At 67.7% G+C, this 18,917-nt stretch carries 17 protein-coding genes; 14 read left to right on the top strand and 3 right to left on the bottom strand.

Features of this window, described 5'->3' with window-relative positions; translation table 11 throughout:
• The first annotated feature begins 5 nt into the window (after positions 1-5).
• Genes JOY29_RS09195 through ssb form a run of 5 tightly spaced genes read left to right on the top strand, consistent with a single transcriptional unit; the run spans position 6 to position 4,307 of the window.
• Positions 6-893 carry a DMT family transporter gene (locus JOY29_RS09195; protein WP_300973228.1) on the top strand — a complete coding sequence of 296 codons (888 nt, stop codon included), beginning with the start codon at positions 6-8 and terminating at the stop codon, positions 891-893.
• Positions 890-1,543 (top strand): COQ9 family protein, encoded by a 654-nt coding sequence (locus tag JOY29_RS09190; protein ID WP_300973227.1) that lies wholly within the window; start codon positions 890-892, stop codon positions 1,541-1,543. The genes JOY29_RS09195 and JOY29_RS09190 overlap by 4 nt, the downstream gene beginning before the upstream one ends.
• 57 nt (positions 1,544-1,600) lie before the next feature.
• On the top strand, positions 1,601-1,873 hold the full coding sequence (locus JOY29_RS09185) for a FeoA family protein (RefSeq protein WP_300973226.1): 273 nt from the start codon (positions 1,601-1,603) through the stop codon (positions 1,871-1,873).
• Positions 1,874-1,892: 19 nt separating this feature from the next.
• Positions 1,893-3,728, top strand: coding sequence for a ferrous iron transporter B (locus JOY29_RS09180; RefSeq protein ID WP_300973225.1), 1,836 nt, complete (start codon positions 1,893-1,895; stop codon positions 3,726-3,728).
• Between the two features lie 30 nt (positions 3,729-3,758).
• Positions 3,759-4,307, top strand: coding sequence for a single-stranded DNA-binding protein (gene ssb / locus JOY29_RS09175; RefSeq protein ID WP_300973224.1), 549 nt, complete (start codon positions 3,759-3,761; stop codon positions 4,305-4,307).
• Positions 4,308-4,466: 159 nt separating this feature from the next.
• Here ssb and JOY29_RS09170 read toward each other — a convergent pair whose 3' ends face one another.
• Positions 4,467-4,982 carry a DUF177 domain-containing protein gene (locus JOY29_RS09170; protein WP_300973223.1) on the bottom strand — a complete coding sequence of 172 codons (516 nt, stop codon included), beginning with the start codon at positions 4,980-4,982 and terminating at the stop codon, positions 4,467-4,469.
• Entirely contained in the window at positions 4,979-5,491 is a 513-nt protein-coding gene (locus tag JOY29_RS09165) for a ubiquinol-cytochrome C chaperone family protein (protein ID WP_300973222.1), read from the bottom strand. Before JOY29_RS09165 ends, JOY29_RS09170 begins: the two co-directional genes overlap by 4 nt.
• A gap of 109 nt (positions 5,492-5,600) precedes the next feature.
• Here JOY29_RS09165 and JOY29_RS09160 point away from each other — a divergent pair, with 109 nt between their 5' ends.
• From JOY29_RS09160 to JOY29_RS09145, 4 genes are all read left to right on the top strand, one after another.
• The gene (locus tag JOY29_RS09160; RefSeq protein WP_300973221.1) at positions 5,601-6,071 is read left to right on the top strand and encodes an outer membrane protein assembly factor BamE; all 471 of its coding nucleotides are present in this window, start codon (positions 5,601-5,603) and stop codon (positions 6,069-6,071) included.
• A 121-nt stretch (positions 6,072-6,192) separates the two neighbouring features.
• A complete protein-coding gene (locus tag JOY29_RS09155) occupies positions 6,193-6,927 on the top strand; it encodes a tryptophan 2,3-dioxygenase family protein (protein ID WP_300973220.1) in 735 nt (244 codons plus the stop codon).
• Entirely contained in the window at positions 6,924-8,072 is a 1,149-nt protein-coding gene (locus JOY29_RS09150) for a class V aminotransferase (RefSeq protein ID WP_300973219.1), read from the top strand. The genes JOY29_RS09155 and JOY29_RS09150 overlap by 4 nt, the downstream gene beginning before the upstream one ends.
• A 138-nt stretch (positions 8,073-8,210) precedes the next feature.
• Complete coding sequence (locus JOY29_RS09145; protein WP_300973218.1) at positions 8,211-8,957, top strand: hypothetical protein; 747 nt, start codon at positions 8,211-8,213, stop codon at positions 8,955-8,957.
• Positions 8,958-8,973: 16 nt separating this feature from the next.
• Here JOY29_RS09145 and JOY29_RS09140 read toward each other — a convergent pair whose 3' ends face one another.
• Positions 8,974-9,699, bottom strand: coding sequence for a TetR/AcrR family transcriptional regulator (locus JOY29_RS09140; RefSeq protein ID WP_300973217.1), 726 nt, complete (start codon positions 9,697-9,699; stop codon positions 8,974-8,976).
• A 263-nt stretch (positions 9,700-9,962) separates the two neighbouring features.
• On the opposite strand from JOY29_RS09140, the gene JOY29_RS09135 reads away from it, so the two are divergent.
• The 5 genes from JOY29_RS09135 to JOY29_RS09115 all read left to right on the top strand — a co-directional run bounded on the left by JOY29_RS09135 (position 9,963) and on the right by JOY29_RS09115 (position 18,849).
• On the top strand, positions 9,963-12,281 hold the full coding sequence (locus tag JOY29_RS09135) for a TonB-dependent receptor (protein WP_300973216.1): 2,319 nt from the start codon (positions 9,963-9,965) through the stop codon (positions 12,279-12,281).
• A gap of 91 nt (positions 12,282-12,372) precedes the next feature.
• The gene (locus tag JOY29_RS09130) at positions 12,373-13,638 is read left to right on the top strand and encodes an MFS transporter (RefSeq protein ID WP_300973215.1); all 1,266 of its coding nucleotides are present in this window, start codon (positions 12,373-12,375) and stop codon (positions 13,636-13,638) included.
• Positions 13,639-13,751: 113 nt separating this feature from the next.
• Positions 13,752-14,915, top strand: coding sequence for a hypothetical protein (locus JOY29_RS09125; RefSeq protein ID WP_300973214.1), 1,164 nt, complete (start codon positions 13,752-13,754; stop codon positions 14,913-14,915).
• Positions 14,915-15,481 carry a fasciclin domain-containing protein gene (locus JOY29_RS09120; RefSeq protein WP_300973213.1) on the top strand — a complete coding sequence of 189 codons (567 nt, stop codon included), beginning with the start codon at positions 14,915-14,917 and terminating at the stop codon, positions 15,479-15,481. The genes JOY29_RS09125 and JOY29_RS09120 overlap by 1 nt, the downstream gene beginning before the upstream one ends.
• 155 nt (positions 15,482-15,636) lie before the next feature.
• Entirely contained in the window at positions 15,637-18,849 is a 3,213-nt protein-coding gene (locus JOY29_RS09115) for an ATP-binding protein (protein WP_300973212.1), read from the top strand.
• Positions 18,850-18,917: the final 68 nt, after the last annotated feature.

Here is an 18,917-nt window from a genome sequence, read left to right as displayed (position 1 = left end):
CCGGCATGACGAACAGGATCCCGCCCCGCGCCTTCGCCGCGCTCATGCTCGGCAATGTCGCTCTCGCCTTCGGGCCGTGGATGGTCCGGCTGAGCGACGTCGGCCCGAGCGCGGCCGGCTTCTGGCGGCTGGCGCTTGCGCTTCCCTTCCTCCTCCTGCTCGGGAAGGCGATGGGTCAACCGGCGCACTGGCCGGGCAAGGCTTCGGCCGGCGTGATCGCGATCGCCGCCTTCTTCTTCGCCGCCGACCTTGCCGCCTGGCATGCGGGCATCCACCTCACCAAGCTCGGCAATGCCACATTGTTCGGCAATGTCGCGAGCTTCGCCTTCGCCGCCTACGGCCTGTGGCTGGCGCGCAGGCTGCCGAGCCTGCTTCAGTCCGCCGCCCTGCTGCTCGCCGCGCTTGGCTCCGCGCTGCTCATGGCGGGAAGCGCCGAACTGAGCGCCCGCTACCTTCACGGCGACCTGCTCGCGCTCGCTGCCGGGCTCCTCTACGCCGGCTATCTGATCGCGGTGGAGCGGGTGCGCGGCACGCTGCAGCCGATGCCCGTGCTGATCCTCGTCAGCCTGTTCGGCGCCGCCATGCTGCTGCCGTTCGCGGCCGTGACCGGAGAGACCATCTGGCCGCAGCAATGGAGCGCCCTGCTGCTCCTCGCGCTCGGCAGCCAGGTCGTCGGCCAGGGGTGCCTCGTCTATGCGCTCGGGCAAGTCCCGCCGCTGGTCGTGGGGCTCGCCCTCCTTACCCAGCCGGCCGTATCGGCAGCCATCGGCTGGATCGTCTATGGCGAAGTCATGACGTCACTCGACTTCGCCGGCGCCTTCGCCATCGGGACTGCCCTCGTCCTGGTCCGCTTGCATGGGGGCGCGTCCGGCCCCAAGTCGGTGCCAGCATGACCGGACAAGAAGACTCGCCCGTCGCCGCAGCCCGGCTCGAGCTCGCCCTCGCCATCGGCGAGAATGCCGCCTTCGACGGCTGGACGGCCGCGGCGGTGGAGGCGGCCGCGCTGTCCGAGGGGATCGACCCCGCCGTCGCCGCGCTTGCGGCGCCGACCGATGCCGCTGGCCTGATCGACCTCTATGGCGAGGGCGTCGATGCCGCGCTTGCCAAGCGTCTCCCGCCGGAAGTCTTGGCAGCGATGAAGATCCGCGAGCGCATCCGGGCGCTGGTGTGGGAACGACTGCGGATACAGGAGCCGGCGAAGGAAGCGATCCGCCGTGCGCTTGCCATCCTCGCCATGCCGCAGAATGCTGCCACCGCCGCGCGCCTATCGTGGCGCAGCGCGGACGTCATGTGGCGCATGGCCGGCGACTCGGCGACCGACTATAATCACTACACCAAGCGCGCGATCCTCTCCGCCGTCTATGGATCGACGCTGCTCGCCTGGCTGCAGGACGACAGCGAAGGAGCCGCCGAGACAGATGCCTTTCTTGGCCGCCGTATCGAGGAAGTCATGCGATTCGAGAAGTGGAAGGCGGGCCTGACGGGACGCGAGCGGCCGAGCCTGACCCGCTTCCTCGGCCGGCTGCGCTACCCGCCGCGCTAGCTTTACGCACTAGTCCCTATGGACCGGCGCTCCTGTTATTGATAATCAGTTGCAGCAATGACCGTCCAGCCTATCCCGGCCGACTTCGCCCTCGCTCTCGACCAGCTCGCCCTCGGGCGGCGCGGCCGAATCGCCGAGATCGACTGGGCCTTGCTCGGCGATCATGAGGCCGCCCGGCTGCGGCACTTCGGTTTCGACTCGGATGTCACGGTCGAGCCGCTGCACAACGGCCCGTTCGGGCGCGATCCGCTGGCGGTGAAGGTGGGCCGGATGACCGTCGCCATCCGCCGCGCGCATGCCCGGGCGATCCGCGTCATCCCCGCCGACTGATTCGCGACCTGTTCGAGACATGACCCTGCCCGCGCCCCTGGTCGCCGTCGTCGGCAACCCCAATGCCGGCAAGAGCGCGCTGTTCAACGCCCTCACCGGCGCCCGCCAGAAGGTCGGCAACTATCCCGGCGTCACCGTCGAGCGGAAGAGCGGCCGCACCGTGCTGGCCGATAGTCGCCCAGTCGAGCTGGTCGACCTTCCCGGCACCTACGGCCTTGTTCCGTCGAGCCCCGACGAGGCGGTCACCCGCGATGTTCTGACCGGCGCCCAGGCCGGGGAGCGGAAGCCCGATGCCCTGCTGGTGGTGGTCGACGCCTCCAACCTCGACAATCACCTCCGCTTCGCGCTCGAACTCCGAAGCCTTGGCCTGCCAATGGTGCTGGCGCTGAACATGATCGACATGGCGACGCGCGACGGCCTGACCCTGTCGGCCGATGCGCTGTCGAAGGCACTTGGCGTGCCGGTGGTCGAGACGGTCGCGGTCCGCCGCCGTGGTCTTGAAGCCGTGCGCGAGGCGCTGGAAGGCGTCATCGGCCAGAGCGTCGCCCCTGTCGCCATCCCCGCCGACGTCGCCCGCGAAGCGCGCCGGATCGCCGCCGCGACGGTGGTGAGCGAGACGCCGGTCCGGCGCTGGACCCACCGGCTCGATCGCATCCTCCTCCATCCGGTCGCGGGGATCGTCATCCTCGCCCTGGTCATGTTCGCCATGTTCCAGGCGGTCTTCGCCTGGTCCGAAACTCCGATCGGCTGGATCGAAGGCGGGATGGCGGCGCTTGGCACGGCCGTCACCGACATCCTCCCCGAAGGCGCGGTCCGCTCGCTGATCGTCGACGGCGTGATCGGCGGCGTCGGCGCGGTGGTCGTCTTCCTGCCACAGATCCTGATCCTGTTCCTGTTCATCCTCCTCCTCGAGGGCACCGGCTACATGGTCCGGGCGGCCTTTCTGATGGACCGGCTGATGGGGTTCGCCGGCCTGTCCGGCCGCGCCTTCATTCCCTTGCTGTCGAGCTTCGCCTGCGCCGTCCCCGGCATCATGGCGACGCGCACCATCGACAATGAGAAGGACCGGCTGACCACCATCCTGGTCGCGCCGCTGATGACCTGTTCGGCCCGCCTTCCCGTCTACACCCTGATCATCGCTGCCTTCATCCCCAACCGGCCGGTAGCGCCGTTCGTGCACCTGCAGGGGCTGGTGATGTTCGGCCTCTATCTCGCCGGCATCCTCGGCGCGCTCGGCGCGGCCGTGGTCCTGCGCAAGACGGTCGCCCGCGGGGCTTCCTCCTTCTTCATGATGGAGCTGCCCAAATACCAGCTGCCCGCCATCAAGGACGTGGCGCTCGGCCTTTGGCAGCGCGCGCTCATCTTCCTCAAGCGCGCCGGCGGGATCATCCTCATCACCACCATCGTCCTGTGGACGCTGGCGAGCTTCCCCAAGGCAGGCCCGGGCGAATCGCAGAGCGAAGTGTCGATCGCCGGCCGCATCGCGAGCGGCATCGAGGTCGTGGTCAGGCCGATCGGCTTCAACCACGACATCGCCCTCGCACTGATCCCGGCCATGGCCGCGCGCGAGGTGGCGGTCGCCGCCATCGCCACCGTCTATGCGATCGACTCCGACGACGAGGCGCAGATGGAGAAATCGCTGGCCGAACGGCTGGGTGGCAGCTGGCCGCTCCCGACCGCGCTCGCCTTTCTCGCCTGGTTCGTCTTCGCGCCCCAGTGCATCTCGACCATCGCCGTCACCAGGCGCGAGACGAACGGGTGGAAATGGCCGCTCTTCATGGTCGGCTATCTGTTCGCGCTGGCCTATGCAGCGGCGGGCCTGACCTACTGGACGGCGGTCGCGCTCGGCCTATAGCTTCCCCTCAGAAAGAGGAGTCGCGAAGCAATGGCGGGAAGCCTGAACAAGGTCATGTTGATCGGCAATCTGGGCAAGGACCCGGAGGCCCGAAGCTTTTCCAACGGCGGCGAGGTGGTCAACCTGACCGTCGCCACGTCCGAGAACTGGAAGGACCGGGACGGCAACCGGCAGGAAAAGACCCAGTGGCACAATGTCGCCATCTTCAGCGAGGGCCTGGCCAAGGTCGCCAAGAGCTATCTCAAGAAGGGCAGCAAGGTCTATCTCGAGGGCCAGCTCGAGACGCGCAAGTGGCAGGACCAGAACGGCCAGGACCGCTATTCGACCGAAGTCGTGCTGCGCAACTTCAACAGCTCGATGGTGCTGCTCGACGGCCGCGGTGAAGGCGGCGGCGGCGGTGGCGGCGGCGGCTTCGGCGGAAGCCGGGGCGGCGGCTCCAGCTACGACGACGGTGGCTTTGGCGGCGGAAGCAGCGGCGGCTATGGCGGCGCCAACAGCCGTGGCGGCTCTGCCGGCGGGCAGTCCAGCCGTCCGGCCCCCGCGGCGTTCGACGACCTCGACGACGACGTTCCGTTCTAAAGGTGTAGCGACCTCCCCGTCAGCAGAGCTGATGGGGAGGGGGACCGCTCCGCGCAGTGGAGTGGTGGAGGGGCCAGCAGGGCTGCGCCAGGCCCCTTCGTCAGCGCGCTGCGCTGGCACCTTCCCATCCGTCCTGCGCACGCACGGGTAGGAAGAAGATCACTTCCCCTTCAGCGCCGCCAGCGCCGCGAAGGGCCCCGCCTGCTCCTCGCTCAGCACGCCGGCCTCGCGCAGCGCATCCTCCGCGCCCGCGCAGCGCGGATAAGGATCGAGCGCCAGCGCCAGTTCGTCGCCGAGCGCCAGGCCGATGTCGATCTCGCGCCCGTCGTGGAAGATGACGTCGCAATCCTCCTCGCTGAGCTCGATCTCCGCATCGGGCTCGCTGCCCGGATCGGGGCGGAAGAGGAGGGCGATCTTCTCGTCGATCATCGCCGGAACCGGCTCGCCGGTGGCGACACAGGCCTGGGTGACGCTGCCCCGCAGCCGACCGGCCGCGCGCACCTCGTCACCGTCGCGAGCGATGGTCAGCATCGCTTCCATCCGCTCGACACCGAGCAGGCCGAGCCGCTCCGCGAGCGCCTTGCGCTCCGCCTCGTCGGCCCGGACTTCCAGCCGCTGCCCGTCGCGCAGGGTCGCCAGTGGCAGGCGATGGGCGAAGCCCTCGCCGCCGCTCACGGCAGCACCCCGCCGATCAGCGCCTCGTCGCTGCGCCCCTGGAGCGCTTCCCAGTAACGCTTTAATTCGCCCAGCGAATGCGCCAGCGCCGCGTCCGAAGGCACCTTTTCGCGATAGAGCGAACGGCTCGCCACCGCTTCCCAGCTCTCCTCGCCATCGACGGCGCGGCGCCAGGCGCCGACCCGGCCGCCGAGCGCGCCGACCAGGCTGCCAACCTTCTTGCCCATCACCGGATCGCCGACGCCGTCCTGGCGAAGCTGCGAATCCATGTCGTGGACGAAGCATTCGGCCAGCCCGACGCTTGCCCTGCCCGCATCCTCGCCGCCCCGCTCCAGGCGGAGGTCGGTGAGCGCAAGCAGGGTCGCGAGCACGGCGAAGCGGCCTTCCATCGTGTCGGGCACCCGGCCTTCGACATACCAGTGCGGCGTGCGCGCCTTGCCTACCACCTGATCGTACAGCGGCCGGGCGATGCTGGGCTCGCTCCGGAACAGCCGCAGCAGCGACTTCATGATCATCCTCCGTTCAGCATGGCCCGAGCAGTTGTCGGACCAGCCCGCAGCCGATATTGAGCCGCGAGAACACCGGCGCAAGAGCGGCGGCATCCGGAGCTTGACCTCAGTGACCATCCATCGACTGACCCTCATCGCCTCGATCGCCGCCCTCGGCGTCGCCACGACCGGCTGCGCCGGCTATCGCGAGAGCCGCGGCTACATCCTCGACGAGCAGTTGAGCCAGGCGGTGGCGGTCGGTACCGACAACAAGACCAGCGTCGAGCGGACGCTCGGCCGGCCAACCTTCACCGGCCAGTTCAGCGACAATGAATGGTATTACGTCAGCCGCGAGACCTCGACCTTCGCCTTCCGCAATCCGCGGGTGAGGGAGCAGTCGGTCCTGCGCATCCGCTTCGACGCCGCCGGCAACGTCGCCGCCGTCGAGCGCACCGGCGCCGAGAAGATCGCCTCGATCGATCCCTATGGCCGCACCACCCCGACGCTTGGCCGCCGCAAGAGCTTCTTCGAGGAGTTCTTCGGCAATATCGGCACCGTCGGCGGGGTCGGCCCCGGCCAGGGCGGCGCACCGGGCCAGTAAGGCCTCGGTCGTCCGGGCGAAGGCCGGGACCTCTGCTGACCGCGCGCCAAGCATTCGAAGTTTCCGGCCCGCGCCCGGACGGCGATTGGCCTTTGCCGCGCATCCGCCTACACCCACCTTCATGACCGCGCACCCGGCCGGCATGAGCTATGCCGATTACCTCCAGCTCCAGTCCCTGCTGTCCGCCCAGCAACCGCTGTCGGACCTGCACGACGAAATGCTGTTCATCGTCATCCACCAGACCAAGGAGCTGTGGCTGAAGCAGATGCTCCACGAGGTGGATCTCGCCATCCGGCTGATCGATTCGGACGATTTCGCCGCCGCCTACAAGGCCCTTGCCCGAGTCAGCCGAATCCAGTCGGTAATGACGCTGTCGTGGGACGTGCTGGCGACCATGACGCCGGTGGATTATTCGGCGTTCCGCCACGTGCTCGGCACCTCGTCCGGCTTCCAGTCGGCCCAGTTCCGCGAACTCGAATACAAGTTCGGCATCAAGGATCCTCGCTTCCTCGACTATCAGGAGGGTGGGACCGAAGGGCGTGCCCGGCTGCAGGCTGCGCTCGACGGGCCGAGCCTGTGGGACGCCGCCGATTCGGCGCGTCGCCGCCAGGGCGCCGAAAGCTGGCTCCATGTCTATCGCGACACGGAGCGCTGGTTCGCCCTCTACCAACTGGCCGAGAAGATGGTCGACATCGACGACGCGCTATCGGGCTGGCGGCACAAGCATCTGCTGACGGTCGAGCGGATTATCGGCAACAAGATGGGCACCGGCGGATCGGCGGGGGCCAGCTATCTCGCCTCGACCCTGTCGAAGCGCGCCTTCCCCGAGCTGTGGGACCTACGTACCCAGCTATGAGCTTCAAGCCCCTCTTCGCCCGCAGCCTCGGCGCCGCGCCCGACCGGCTGCACATGGCGGCGCACAGCCATCATCTCTGGCCCGACGCCAGCTTCGCCGGGCAGGCCGAATGCTGGGAGGATGCCGCCCGCCTCGCCGACCGCAAGTGGGACCGGGTGATGGGCGAGCTGTGGCCCGAGGCCCAGGCGCACGTGGCGGCCGAGCTCGGCACCGGCATGGCCGATGCCATCGTGTTCGCCGGCAATACCCACGATTTCCTCGTCCGCCTGTGGGCCGCCGCGCCGCGCCGCGTGGGCGGGCCCTTGCGGATCCTCACCACGGACGGCGAATTCCACAGCGCCCGGCGCCAGTTCGCCCGCTGGGCCGAGAATGGCGACATCGCGCTCGAGACGCTGCCGGTCGGTCCGGTCGGCACGCTGGCCGAGCGGCTGGCGGGCAGGGCGGAAGCGGCCGATCTCATCCTCGTCAGCCAGACCCTGTTCGGCAGCGGCCGGGCAGTAACGGGGCTGGAGTCGCTCGCCGCCGTTTCGCGGCCCGAGGGCCCGTGGGTCGTCATCGACGGCTATCACAGCTTCATGGCCTCGCCCGAACCGCTCGGGCGCCTCGGCGACAGCTGCTTCTTCCTCGCCGGCGGCTACAAATATGCCATGTCGGGCGAGGGGCTCGGCCTGATGCACTGCCCGCCCGGATTCGGCCCGCGTCCCCCGATCACCGGCTGGTATGCCGAGTTCGAGGACCTGACCGCGCCGCCGGGACAGGTCGGTTATGCACCCGACGCCATGCGGTTCATGGGCGCGACCTTCGATCCGTCCGCCATCTACCGATTCCTTCATGTGCGCCGAATGCTGGCGGAGAATGGCCTGACCACCACCCGAATCTCCGCCCGGGTCGACGAACTTCGCGCCATGCTGGTGGATCGGATCGCCGGCACGCCGCTCGGCGAGGCCGAACTGCTCAATCCGCTTCCCAACCCCGCCCGCTTCCTGGCCTTGCGCCACCCGCGGGCGGCCGGCTGGCAGCAGGCCCTGATGGCCCGCGACTGCATCACCGACGTCCGCGGCGACGTCCTTCGGATTGGTCTCGGCCTCTACCACGACGAAGAGGATGTGGAGCGCTTCGTGGATCTCACGCGGGCGCTTGGCTGACACAGGTCTTCGGCGACAGCACATTGTCAACGCAAGCGGTCGACCCAGCCTTGCGGCGGCTCCTCGGTTAGAATCCAGGTAAAGCAACCTTAAGCTCTGTCCGTCACCACGTTACCCGCGAGTGGCGGGGGGCAGCGTATGTGGCGTTCGTTGATTGTCGTGGCGGCGCTTGCGCTGTCGGCCTGCGGAGATCGTCTCCCCGACTATTGCTACAAGATCACCGTTACCGTCGATACGCCGCAGGGCGAGAAGAGTTATTCGGCCGTGCGGCAGGTCGAAATGATCGAACGCTCGACCATCCAGGACACGACCGGAGTGAGGATCGATCGGAAAGTCACGGGTGAAGCGGTCATCCTCGATCTGCCCTCGGGGCCCGCTTTTGCCCTGATGGCCATGCTCTCCGACGGCCAGAGCCTCGGCGAGGACCACGCGAGGAAAGTCGCCGAGGTGGCGCTACTTCCGCACATCTCACCGACGACCCACGAGGCCTGGAAGAAAAGCAGCTTCAAGGGCAGCGATCCAATCGGAACGGATGTCGACGCCTTCCGGGAGATGGCGGAGGTCGAAGGACCAAGAGACCTCCCGCGAAGCCGCCCGGCGCCTGGCAGCTACACGGGCAAAGTGCAGCAGTTGTGGCCGATCTTCGTAAGATTCCAGGACGTTCGCGATCCGCAGTCGATATACCGGGTCCAGCCTGAGGAAATCGGCGTCAAGCGCATCTCCATCGAGATTACGGACGAGGAAGTCACCTCCCGGATCGAGCAGACCCTGCCATGGCTGCCTGCGTTACTCGAGAGCGGCGGCGTCATCGATGGCAATCGATTCCGGCCCGGTAATGATGTGAAGAGCACCACCGGCGCAGGGTCTTTCCTGCAAAGGGACTAAGCGCCTCGCGGCGACCTCATCCTGCGGTCAGTCCATCCCTGATCAGCCGGTTGGCGCTCGCCGCCACCTTGGTCGGCTCTTCGGTTCCCCAAACGCCGAAGCGAAGCCCGAGGAACACGTTCATCCCCATGATTGCCCAGGCCCGGACCTCGGCATCGAGTGCGTCCGCGGGCGGGGCCATCGTGCCCGCCACCGCGCCCTCCGCCAGCCGCTCGCCAATGCGCGCGGCGGTATTCTCGTAATGAGCGCGGAAGCCGGCGGGATCGACGAACTCCGCCTCGTCGATGATCCGGTAGACCTGCTGGTGCTCGCCGACGAAGGCGAGGAAGGCGGCCAGCGCCCGTTCCTCCGCCTCGAGCGTGCCGCGGCCCTCCGCCAGCACCGGCGCCACGGCCAGCCGCACCTGCTCCGACATGTCGCTGACCAGCGCCCGGAACACTTCCTCCTTGCTGTGGAAGTAGGTGTAGAAGGTGCCGAGCGCGACCTTGGCCGTGCGGGTGATCTCGGTAATGCCCGTGTCGGCGAAACCGCGGCTGCCGAACTCCGCCCGGGCCGCGTCGAGGATCTTGCGCCGGGTCAGCTCCCCGCGGGCGGTCCGCGGCGACTTGGCGCTGCTCGTCAGCGGCGCGGCGTCGTTCGGCCGCTTGGCCAGCGTTAGGTCGCTGGCGGACCGGGCGCGAGCCGACTTGCGTCCCTCGGCACCACGCTCATCGCCGGCCCGCCCGCCGTTCGCCTTCGTCATGCCCATCCCCCTTCAGCGTGCCCGGCGGCGTAACCTCGCACGGTGCAAGCCACTGCAACCACCCCGCCCGATACCGTCACCGCCCGCGCCCAGTCCCACCGTGCCACCGCAACAGAAGACCGGCCGGCGCTCGTCGGCAACCCCGACCCTACTACCGTGACTTGAAAGGTGATTCAACTTTCAGTATTCGATGGCCTGTTCCGGAACGGAAGGCTGGCGGCAGTAGGGCCGCAGGCGCCGCCGGAGGGGGAGTTGAGATCGTCATGCGCGCCACCCACGTCCGTTCGGCCCTGTTCGCGTCGGCCGCCCTGTTCCTCACCGCCACACCCGCCTTCGCGCAGAGCGCCGAGCAGGCCAATGCGGAGGCGGCGAACCAGCCGCCCGCTGCCGAAGCCACCGGCGCCGCCGATGACGAAGGCCAGGACACGGCCACCAGCGAAGTCGTCGTCACCGCCCGCCGCGTCGAAGAGAATCTTCAGCGCGTGCCCGCCTCGGTGTCGGCCTTCAACGAGCGCGCGCTCGACCGCCTTCAGGCGACCGACACCACCGGTCTCCAGGGCGCGGTTCCCAACCTCAACATCGTCCAGGGCCGCGGCTCGTCCAACGCGACCAACATCTTCATCCGCGGCATCGGCCAGCCCGACGCGCTGCAGACCTTCGATCCGGCCGTCGGCGTCTATGTCGACGACGTCTATCTCTCGCGCATCCGCGGCAACCAGCTCGACCTTCTCGACGTCGAGCGGGTCGAAGTTCTGCGCGGGCCGCAGGGCACGCTCTACGGCAAGAACACGATCGGCGGCGCGATCAAGTTCGTCTCGCGGCGTCCCGGGCAGACGCCGCGCGGCAACGTGCAGGCGACCGTCGGCAGCTTCGGCCAGTTCGATGTGCGCGGCACCTTCTCGGGTCCGCTGACCGACACCCTTGCCGCCGGCATCGCGGTCCAGCGCGCCACCAACGACGGCCTTGTCAGGGACAGTGTCAGCGACCGCCGCTACAACAATCGCGACAATTTCGGCATTCGCGGCACCCTCGCCTTCACTCCGTCCAGCGACCTGCGCATCGACATCGTCGGCGATTACACCAAGGACGATGCGAAGCTGAACGTCGGCCGCCCGGTCAACAATCTGACCACCTCCTCGGGCGGCACCTTGCTCGTCACCAACCCGGTCGGAAGCGGCTCCTACGACTGGCGCGGGCGCACCACGCCGTCGCTGCCCAACTCGACCAAGCTCAAGCACCGCGGCGTTGCCGGCACCATCGCCTATGACGTGTCGCCGGCACTGACCCTCAAGTCGATCACGGCCTATCGCAAGCTCGACACCGACGATTTCATCGACATCGACGCCACGCAGTATGAGATCGGCGACGTCTTCGTCGGGGTCGACCAGAGCCAGTTCAGCCAGGAATTCCAGGGCGCCTACAACACCGAGCGGCTGAAGGCGGTCGCGGGCCTCTACTATCTTAAGGAGAAGGTCGGCTCGCACCAGGAAGCCTATGCCGATGACCTGCTCGGGCCCCTGTTCCTCAACTCGGGCTTCCTCCGCACGATCGACGACAAGCTGATCACCCGGAGCTACGCGGCCTATGCCAATGCCAGCTACGAGCTGGTCGATACCCTGACGCTCTCGGTCGGCCTGCGCCGCACCCGCGAGACCAAGGACTACAACCGCACCACCAGCACCTTCTTCTCAGCGCTGCCCGCGTTCAACGCCACCTACCGGTTCAACCCGCCCAAGGGCGTGTGGAAGGACTGGTCGCCGATGGCCAGCATCGACTGGCAGGTCACTCCCGACGCCCTCGTCTATGCCCGCGTCGCCAAGGGCTTCAAGTCGGGCGGCTTCAACGGCCGAGCGAATTCGGCGGCGGAATCGACCGCCTACGATCCCGAAAAGGCGCTCTCCTACGAGGCCGGCGTCAAGGCGAGCATCGCTCGTCGGCTGCGCGTGTCCGGCGCCGTCTTCACCGGCAACTACAAGGACTTCCAGGCGCGCGTCTCGGGTCTCGACACCGATCCCGTCACCAACCTGCCGATCGCCGTCCTGTCCGTCATCAACGCCGGCAAGCTGCGCATCAGCGGTGCCGAGCTGGAAGCGGCCTGGACCCCGGCCCAGAACCTGCTGCTCGACACGCAGATCGGCTATCTCGACGCCGAATATAAGGAGTTCCGCGACACCCGCTTCACCGCCTTCGGTGGCAGCCGCGCCTTCCAGACTCCGGCCTTCTCGCCCAAGTGGACGATGCGATTCGGCGCGCAATATGGCTTCAATCTCGGCAATGCCGGCAGCCTGACCATCGGCGGCCAGAGCCGCTATCGCTCGCGCACGGCGCTGGCGATCGACAATACGCTGACCAACAGCCGGACCGAGATCGCCGGCCTATTCCAGGACAGCTACTGGCTGACCGACGCCCGCATCGTCTGGGAGGACGCGTCCAAGCGCTTCTCGGTCGGAGTCTACGGCAACAACCTGACCGATCGTGCCTACAAGACCGACGGACAGGAATTCTCGTCGGTCGGCAACATCCGCACCGTCTATTACGGCGCCCCGCGCACCTGGCAGCTCAAGCTGACGGCGCGCTACTGATTGATCGCAAAGCGAAAGGAGGGGGCGGAGCCACTGGCGCCGCCCTCTTTTGCTGTCTAGCGTCAGGCCGGCTCAAGGAGGGATCAAGCCAATGAACGCAGCGGACGCCGCGGCGACGAAGGTGCGAAATCGCACATTGGTGATGGCCGCCCTGGTCGTCTGCTACACGCTGAACTTCGTCGACCGGCAGATCATCGGCATCCTCGCCGAGCCGATCAAGGGAGAGCTCCAGCTCACCGACAGCGAGCTCGGGTGGATGGGCGGCGCCGCCTTCGCCCTCTTCTACACCTTTCTCGCCATTCCACTGGCGATGCTGGCCGACCGGCACGACCGGAGCTGGATCATTTCGGGCGGTCTGTTCTTCTGGAGCCTGATGACCGCCGCCTGCGGCTTCGCGCAGAACTTCTGGCAATTGTTCATGGCCCGAATGGGGGTCGGAGTCGGAGAGGCAGCCGGCGTCGCTCCCGCCTACAGCCTTATTTCCGACCTCTATCCGCCGCACCAGCGAGCCAAGGCGCTCGCCATCTTCAGCCTCGGCATCCCGATCGGCTCCGCGCTCGGCGTGCTGTTCGGCGGCCTGCTGGCGGCGACCGTCGACTGGCGCTTCGCCTTCCTCGCCATCGGCGCCGCCGGCTGCCTGTTCGCGCCCCTGTTCAAGTGGATCGTCCGCGATCCCGGCCATGGCCGGTCCGAAGAGGGCCCCCGCGCCGCCGCTCCCTCGTTCGGAACCGTCTTCCGCACGCTTGCCTCCAAGCCCAGCTTCTGGCTGCTCGGCTTCGGCGCCGGTACCGCCAGCCTCGTTTCCTATGGCCTCGCCTTCTGGATCCCGAGCTTCCTTGCGCGCAGCTATGAACTTTCTCTGGTCGACCGCAGCTGGCTCTACGCCTTCATCGCGCTGCTCGGCGGAAGCGCCGGCATCTACTTCGGCGGTCTGCTCGGAGACCGGCTCGGCAATGCCCACCCGCGCGGCTACGCCCTGGTGCCGGCGATCGCCTTCGCCATCACCGGCCCGCTCAACATGCTCGCCTTTGCCACCACCAACCTGTGGCTGGCGACCCTCGCCTTCATCGTTCCGGGGGCGCTCAGCCTCGCCTGGCTGGGGCCGGTCAACACCGCCATCACCCGCCTCGTGCCGCCAGAGATGCGCGCCACCGCCTCGGCCATGTTCCTGTTCATCAACAATCTGGTCGGGCTTGGCCTCGGCACCTTCGTGGTCGGCGCCATTTCCGATGCCTTGACCGCCCGCTTCGCCGAGGAGGCGCTGCGCTATTCGGCCATGGCGACGAACCTCATCTATGTGCTGTCGGCGGTGCTGATGCTGCTTGCGGCACGCCGTCTGTCGAAGGACATTATCTAGGAAACCCGGAAATCTGCCGTTCATCCTGGCGCGACGAGTCGTGCCGGGTTGGAGGGCGGAACCGGAACGGGAGGCTGCGACGAGCGGTTTATCGCTCTCGAAAGGAGTTTCCCATGCGAAACCTCAGCATATTGGTCGGCGTCGCGGCGCTGGCGATCACGGCGCCGTCACTGGCGCAGCCCGGCAAGGGCAATGGCGGCGGCAACAAGGGTGGCGGTGCCGCCAAGGTCGAGCGCGGCGGTGGCGGTGGCCCTAAGGCCAATCGGGGCGGTGGCGGCGGCCAGCGGGCCGAGCGTGGCGGTGGTGGTCAGCGGGCCGAGCGCGGTAATGCCGGCAAGCGGGCCGAACGTGGCGGTGGTGGCGGCCAGAAGCTGGCCGTCCAGCAGCGCGGTCCCGATCGCGAGGCACGGGGTGGCGGACCGAAGCAGCGCAAGGCCGATCGTGGTCCGGCGAAGGTCCGCGAGGTCCGTCGCCAGGAGCAGCGCGGCAATACCGGCCGGATCCGTGTCTCTGAAGATCGCGGCCGCAATGCCGTCGACCGCCGGATCGTCGATCGCGAGGGCGAACGCCGAATCGTCCGGCGTGACGACCGCGACTATCGCGGCGGCAATCTGCTGCTCGACCGTCGCGGCGACTATATCGCGTCGCCGGCCTTCCGCACCACCGGCCTGATCGACGGCTGCCCTCCGGGTCTTGCCGCCAAGAACAACGGCTGTCTTCCCCCGGGCCAGGCCAAGAAGCTGGTCGGCGCGGCCGCTCCGGCCTTCCTCGGCAGCGCGCTCCTGCCGCCGCTCTACCGTAGCTGGTATCCGGACAATGACGATTATTACTATCGTACCCGGGACGACTATGTTTACCGGATCGACCGCGACCGCAACTATGTCGACGCCTACTGGCCGCTCGCGGACGACTGGAACGGCGCTTATTATGTCGGCGCCGCCTATCCGGACGAATATCTCGGCTACTACAACGTCCCGGTTCAGTATCGCCCGTGGTACGCCGACAGCGACGAACATTATTATCGCTACGGCGACGGCGCCATCTACCAGGTGGATCGCGGCGACGGCGTGATCGAGGCGATCGTCTCGCTGCTGGCGGGCGGCTTCGGCGTCGGCCAGCCGCTCCCTGCCGGCTACGACGTCTACAACGTGCCCTACGCCTATCGGGACCGCTACGTGGACACGCCGGACAATTGGTACCGCTACAACGACGGCTACATCTACGAGGTCGATCCAACCACGCGGATCGTCCAGGCCATCGTGGAGACCCTGGTCTGATGCGCGCCTTGATCGGCATCGCTGGCGTCACTCTCCTGCTCGCAGCCTGCGGGCAGGCGAGTGACACCAACAACGTCGCCGTGGCGGAACCGGAGAGCAACCTTTCGACCTCCGCCGCCGTGCCGGGCGAGGATCTCGCAGCGCTGCTCGGCAGTGAGCCGCGGCTCCGTTCGCTGATCGAGGCTGCGGGCATGCGTCCGGTCCTGTCCGGCAAGGAGCCTTACACGATCCTCGCGCCGTCAGCCGCAGCGCTGGACGCCCTGCCGGCCGGGACGTTGGAACGGCTCGCAACGCCCGAGCAGAAGGCGGAACTGACCGCCCTGCTTCGGGCGCACATCTTGCCCGGCACCATCCTCAGCGCCGACCTCGCCCGGGCGGTCGAGAGCGGCGGCGGCAAGGCGACGGTCGCGACCATGGCGGGCGAGCCGCTGACCGTCACTCGCGACGGCGATGCATTCCGCATCGCCCGCCAAGGCGGCAGCGGAGCGCGCATCTCCGGTACCGAGCAGCCGGCGCGCAATGGCGTGGTGCATCAGATCGATGCCGTGCTGGGGTCGTCGACCTAGCGCCATCAGCGGGTGAAGACCCAGCCGATCGGGTCCGGGGAGTGACTTAGGTCCAAACCGGACCCGACTCTGCTGGCGTGAAGAGGAACATTGCAGGAACTTCCGCGAGCCGAATCGCCGGAGGAACTTGGATGCACTCGGCACGATCTTTGTGGATGACCAGGGGTTGGCCGCTGCTGTCGGCAGCGCTGATGTTCGTCCTCTCGGTAATCAGCTTCGAACTGGTCACTTTCGACGGTCGGGTGGCGTCCTTATGGCTGTCCAATGGGGCAGTCATAGCCCTGTTGCTGCGTCGACCCCGAAGCGGCTGGCCCATGCTCCTTGTGGCCGCGCTGGTCGGGAACATCACTGCCGCGCTGGTGATCGGCGACGAAATCATGTTCGCGACTGCGTTGGCCCTGTGCAACATCGCCGAGATCCTCCTTGTCGCCAGCCTCTTCAAGTGGCGCCATCCGCAAGCGATCGAGACGATCACGCTGGAAATCATCGGGGTGCTGGCCATTGCCGGCCTGATCGGCTCCCTGGTCTCGACCGGCATGGCGATCACCGTCTTTTCCGTGTCGCGCGACCCGATCGCACTCACTGCAGCATGGCCGTGGTTCCTGGCCGACCTCAACGGCCTCCTCATCGTCACCCCCCTGGCACTGTCCCTGTCCCTGAAGGGCCTGAGGGAAGAGGGCGCCAGCCGTGACTATCGTGAATTTGGCCTGCTGGTCGCGGTGGCGCTCCTCGTCTGCCTGGCCATCTTCTCTTCCAAGGTCTCCTCGCTGTTCCTGATGGCGCCGGTATTGGTCCTTGCCGCGCTGCGGCTCGGTGTCCGCCGCGTTGCCATCCTGCTTGCCCTGGTGTGCATCACCGCTGGCGTGATGACGGTAGGCGGGAGCGGACCGCTCCATGCTCCGCATATCGACGTCCCGACGCGCATCTTCCTCCTGCAGCTATTCATGTCGACAGCCGTCCTGCTGACCCTGCCAGTCGCGGTAGTCCGCATGGAGCGGCTCAACGCCGCAGCCGAGCTTCGTACCAGCGAGGAGGAATACCGGCTCCTTGCGAACCACGGTAGCGACCTCATCCTGCGGCTCGATTGCAACGGGCATGCGCATTTCCTGTCGGGCGCCGTCCACCGGCTGCTCGGCCTGGACATCCCTCAGCTCGCTGGACCCTCATGGCTCGAACGGCTGCATCCGGATGACGCGCCGCCATTTGCCGCCACCCTCGCCGAAAGCCAGCGCCGTGGTGGCGCCTCGACCAGCTTCCGCCTTCGCCACGCAAACAACCAGTGGCGCTGGGTCGAAGCAAACATTCGTGTTGCCGAAGGCGAGGTCGCGCCCGCATCTCACGGTGGCGGCGAAAGCAGCGGTGTGCTCCTGATCGCCTCTTTGCGCGACGTTCATCAGCGGCGGCGGGCGGAATTGCTTGCCGACGAACGGCAGGCCCGCTTGCACGATGCCAACCGCCTGTTGCTGATGGCGGAAGGTCTGGCTTCGCTCGGTCACTGGACCTTCGATCATGCAGCCGGCGTCATCCAGCTGTCGCCTGAAGCGAAAGCGCTGGTCCATCTACCCGCCGCCGAGCTGTCAGCCGAAACCGCCATTCAATACGTCGCTCGTGACGATCGTCGCCTTCTGCTGGCGAGGGTGGCCCAGGCCCGCCGGATCGACGTCCCGGTGGAATGCACCGTGCGTTTCGGCGGACCTGCCGGGGAGCGGACGCTTCAGCTCCGGATGCAGCAGACTCAGGACGAGGGCAGCGGTCCGCGGCTGTTCGGAGTGATCAGCGACATCACTGAGAAGCTCGAGGCCGATCGCAAGCTCGTGTCGGCGCTCGACGATGCCCGCACTGCGGCAGAGGCCCGGAGCCGCTTCCTCGCTACGATGAGCCACGAGATACGGACGCCGATGACCGGCGTCCTCGGCACCATCGAGCTGTTGAGCGACAATCCGCCGCCCGAGCAGCGCCAGATCTACCTGGATACCATGCGCGAGTCCGCCGACCTCTTGATGAGCGTGCTCGACGACATCCTCGACTTCAGCAAGATCGACGCCGGCCAATTCACTTTCGCCGATGAACCGTTCGACCTTGGCCACACGGTGCGGGCCACCACCCGCCTCTTCGACCGCCCTGCGTCGGCCCGCGGCCTGTCCCTCAACATCGACGCGCCTGAAGAGGGCGAGACCTGGCTGCGCGGCGATGCCCTGCGCCTCAGGCAGGTCCTCAGCAACCTTCTCTCCAACGCGATCAAGTTCAGCGAGCGCGGGGTGGTCACAGTGCGTTGCTCGGTCGAGCCACGCTCGAACGCACGCTCCAGGCTTCGCCTCACGGTCCAGGACAAGGGGCTTGGCATGTCCCCCGAGGCGCAGGAGCAATTGTTCGAACCCTTCACCCAGGGAGATACTGCGGTCGGCCGCGGGGGGACCGGGCTTGGCCTTGCCATCAGCCGCCGGCTGGTAACAGGCATGGGCGGCACCATCTCGGTCCGCTCGGCGCTCGGCCGGGGGTCGGCCTTTACCGTGTCGCTGACGCTTCCCCAGGCGGCGCCCCAGCCGCGCGCGGCCAAGCGCCCGGCGACGGCGGCGGGCCGCCCCCTCGACCTTCTTCTGGTCGAAGACAATCCCGTCAACCAGCTGCTCGTCAGCGCGCTGCTGAAGCGGATGGGGCACAAGGTCACCTGCGCCGCCGACGGGCTGCTCGCGATCGAGGTCGCCGCCGAGCGCCGATTCGATCTCATCCTGATGGACATGCATATGCCGCGCTGCGACGGCCTTTGCGCGACCCACCGGATCCGCACCGGCGGCGGTCCCAATGCGGCGGCCCCGATCATCGCCCTGACCGCCGATGCGGCGAGTGAGCGACGCGCCATCTATACCGAGCGCGGAATCGATGCCCTGCTGACCAAGCCTGTGGATTGCGACGCCCTTGCCGCGACGCTGAACCGGCTGGTGTGGGGAGGGGCTGGCGCGGACGTTACCTCGCAACGCGACCCGCGGCCGCTGGCGGCGACGCTCGACCCTGAAGTCATCAGCGACCTCCGCGAAGCGCTCGGGTCAGCGCGGCTCGGCGATCTTCTCGAACTTCTTGCGTCCGAACTCGACGGAAGATCGCGCGCGATCCGGCAAGCTCTCGCCGACCGCGACCGCGACCGGGCCGCGGCCGAGGCGCATAGCCTGAAGGGCGCTGCTGCCAACCTTGGCGCCCGGCAGGTTGCCGACGCCGCATTCGGTCTCGAACAGGCCATCAAGTCCGCCAGTCCCTGCCAACATACCGACCTCGGGCCGGCGCTCCGCTCGCTTGCGCTGGCGGTGGAGGAAACCCAGGCCGAACTGGCGAAGTTGAGACTGCCGCAGGTGGCGCTGGCGTCGAATGGCTGAAATGGCGCCTCGCGGTCCTCGCGGCCACTTCCCACCATCTCTTCCCCCGCTATAACGTCTCCCGACAA

This window comes from Sphingomonas sp. LHG3406-1 (assembly GCF_029637485.1).
In the GTDB taxonomy this organism is placed as follows: domain Bacteria; phylum Pseudomonadota; class Alphaproteobacteria; order Sphingomonadales; family Sphingomonadaceae; genus Sphingomicrobium.
Note: the sequence above shows the minus strand (reverse complement) of the source record. Positions and strands in the feature narration are given on the sequence as shown.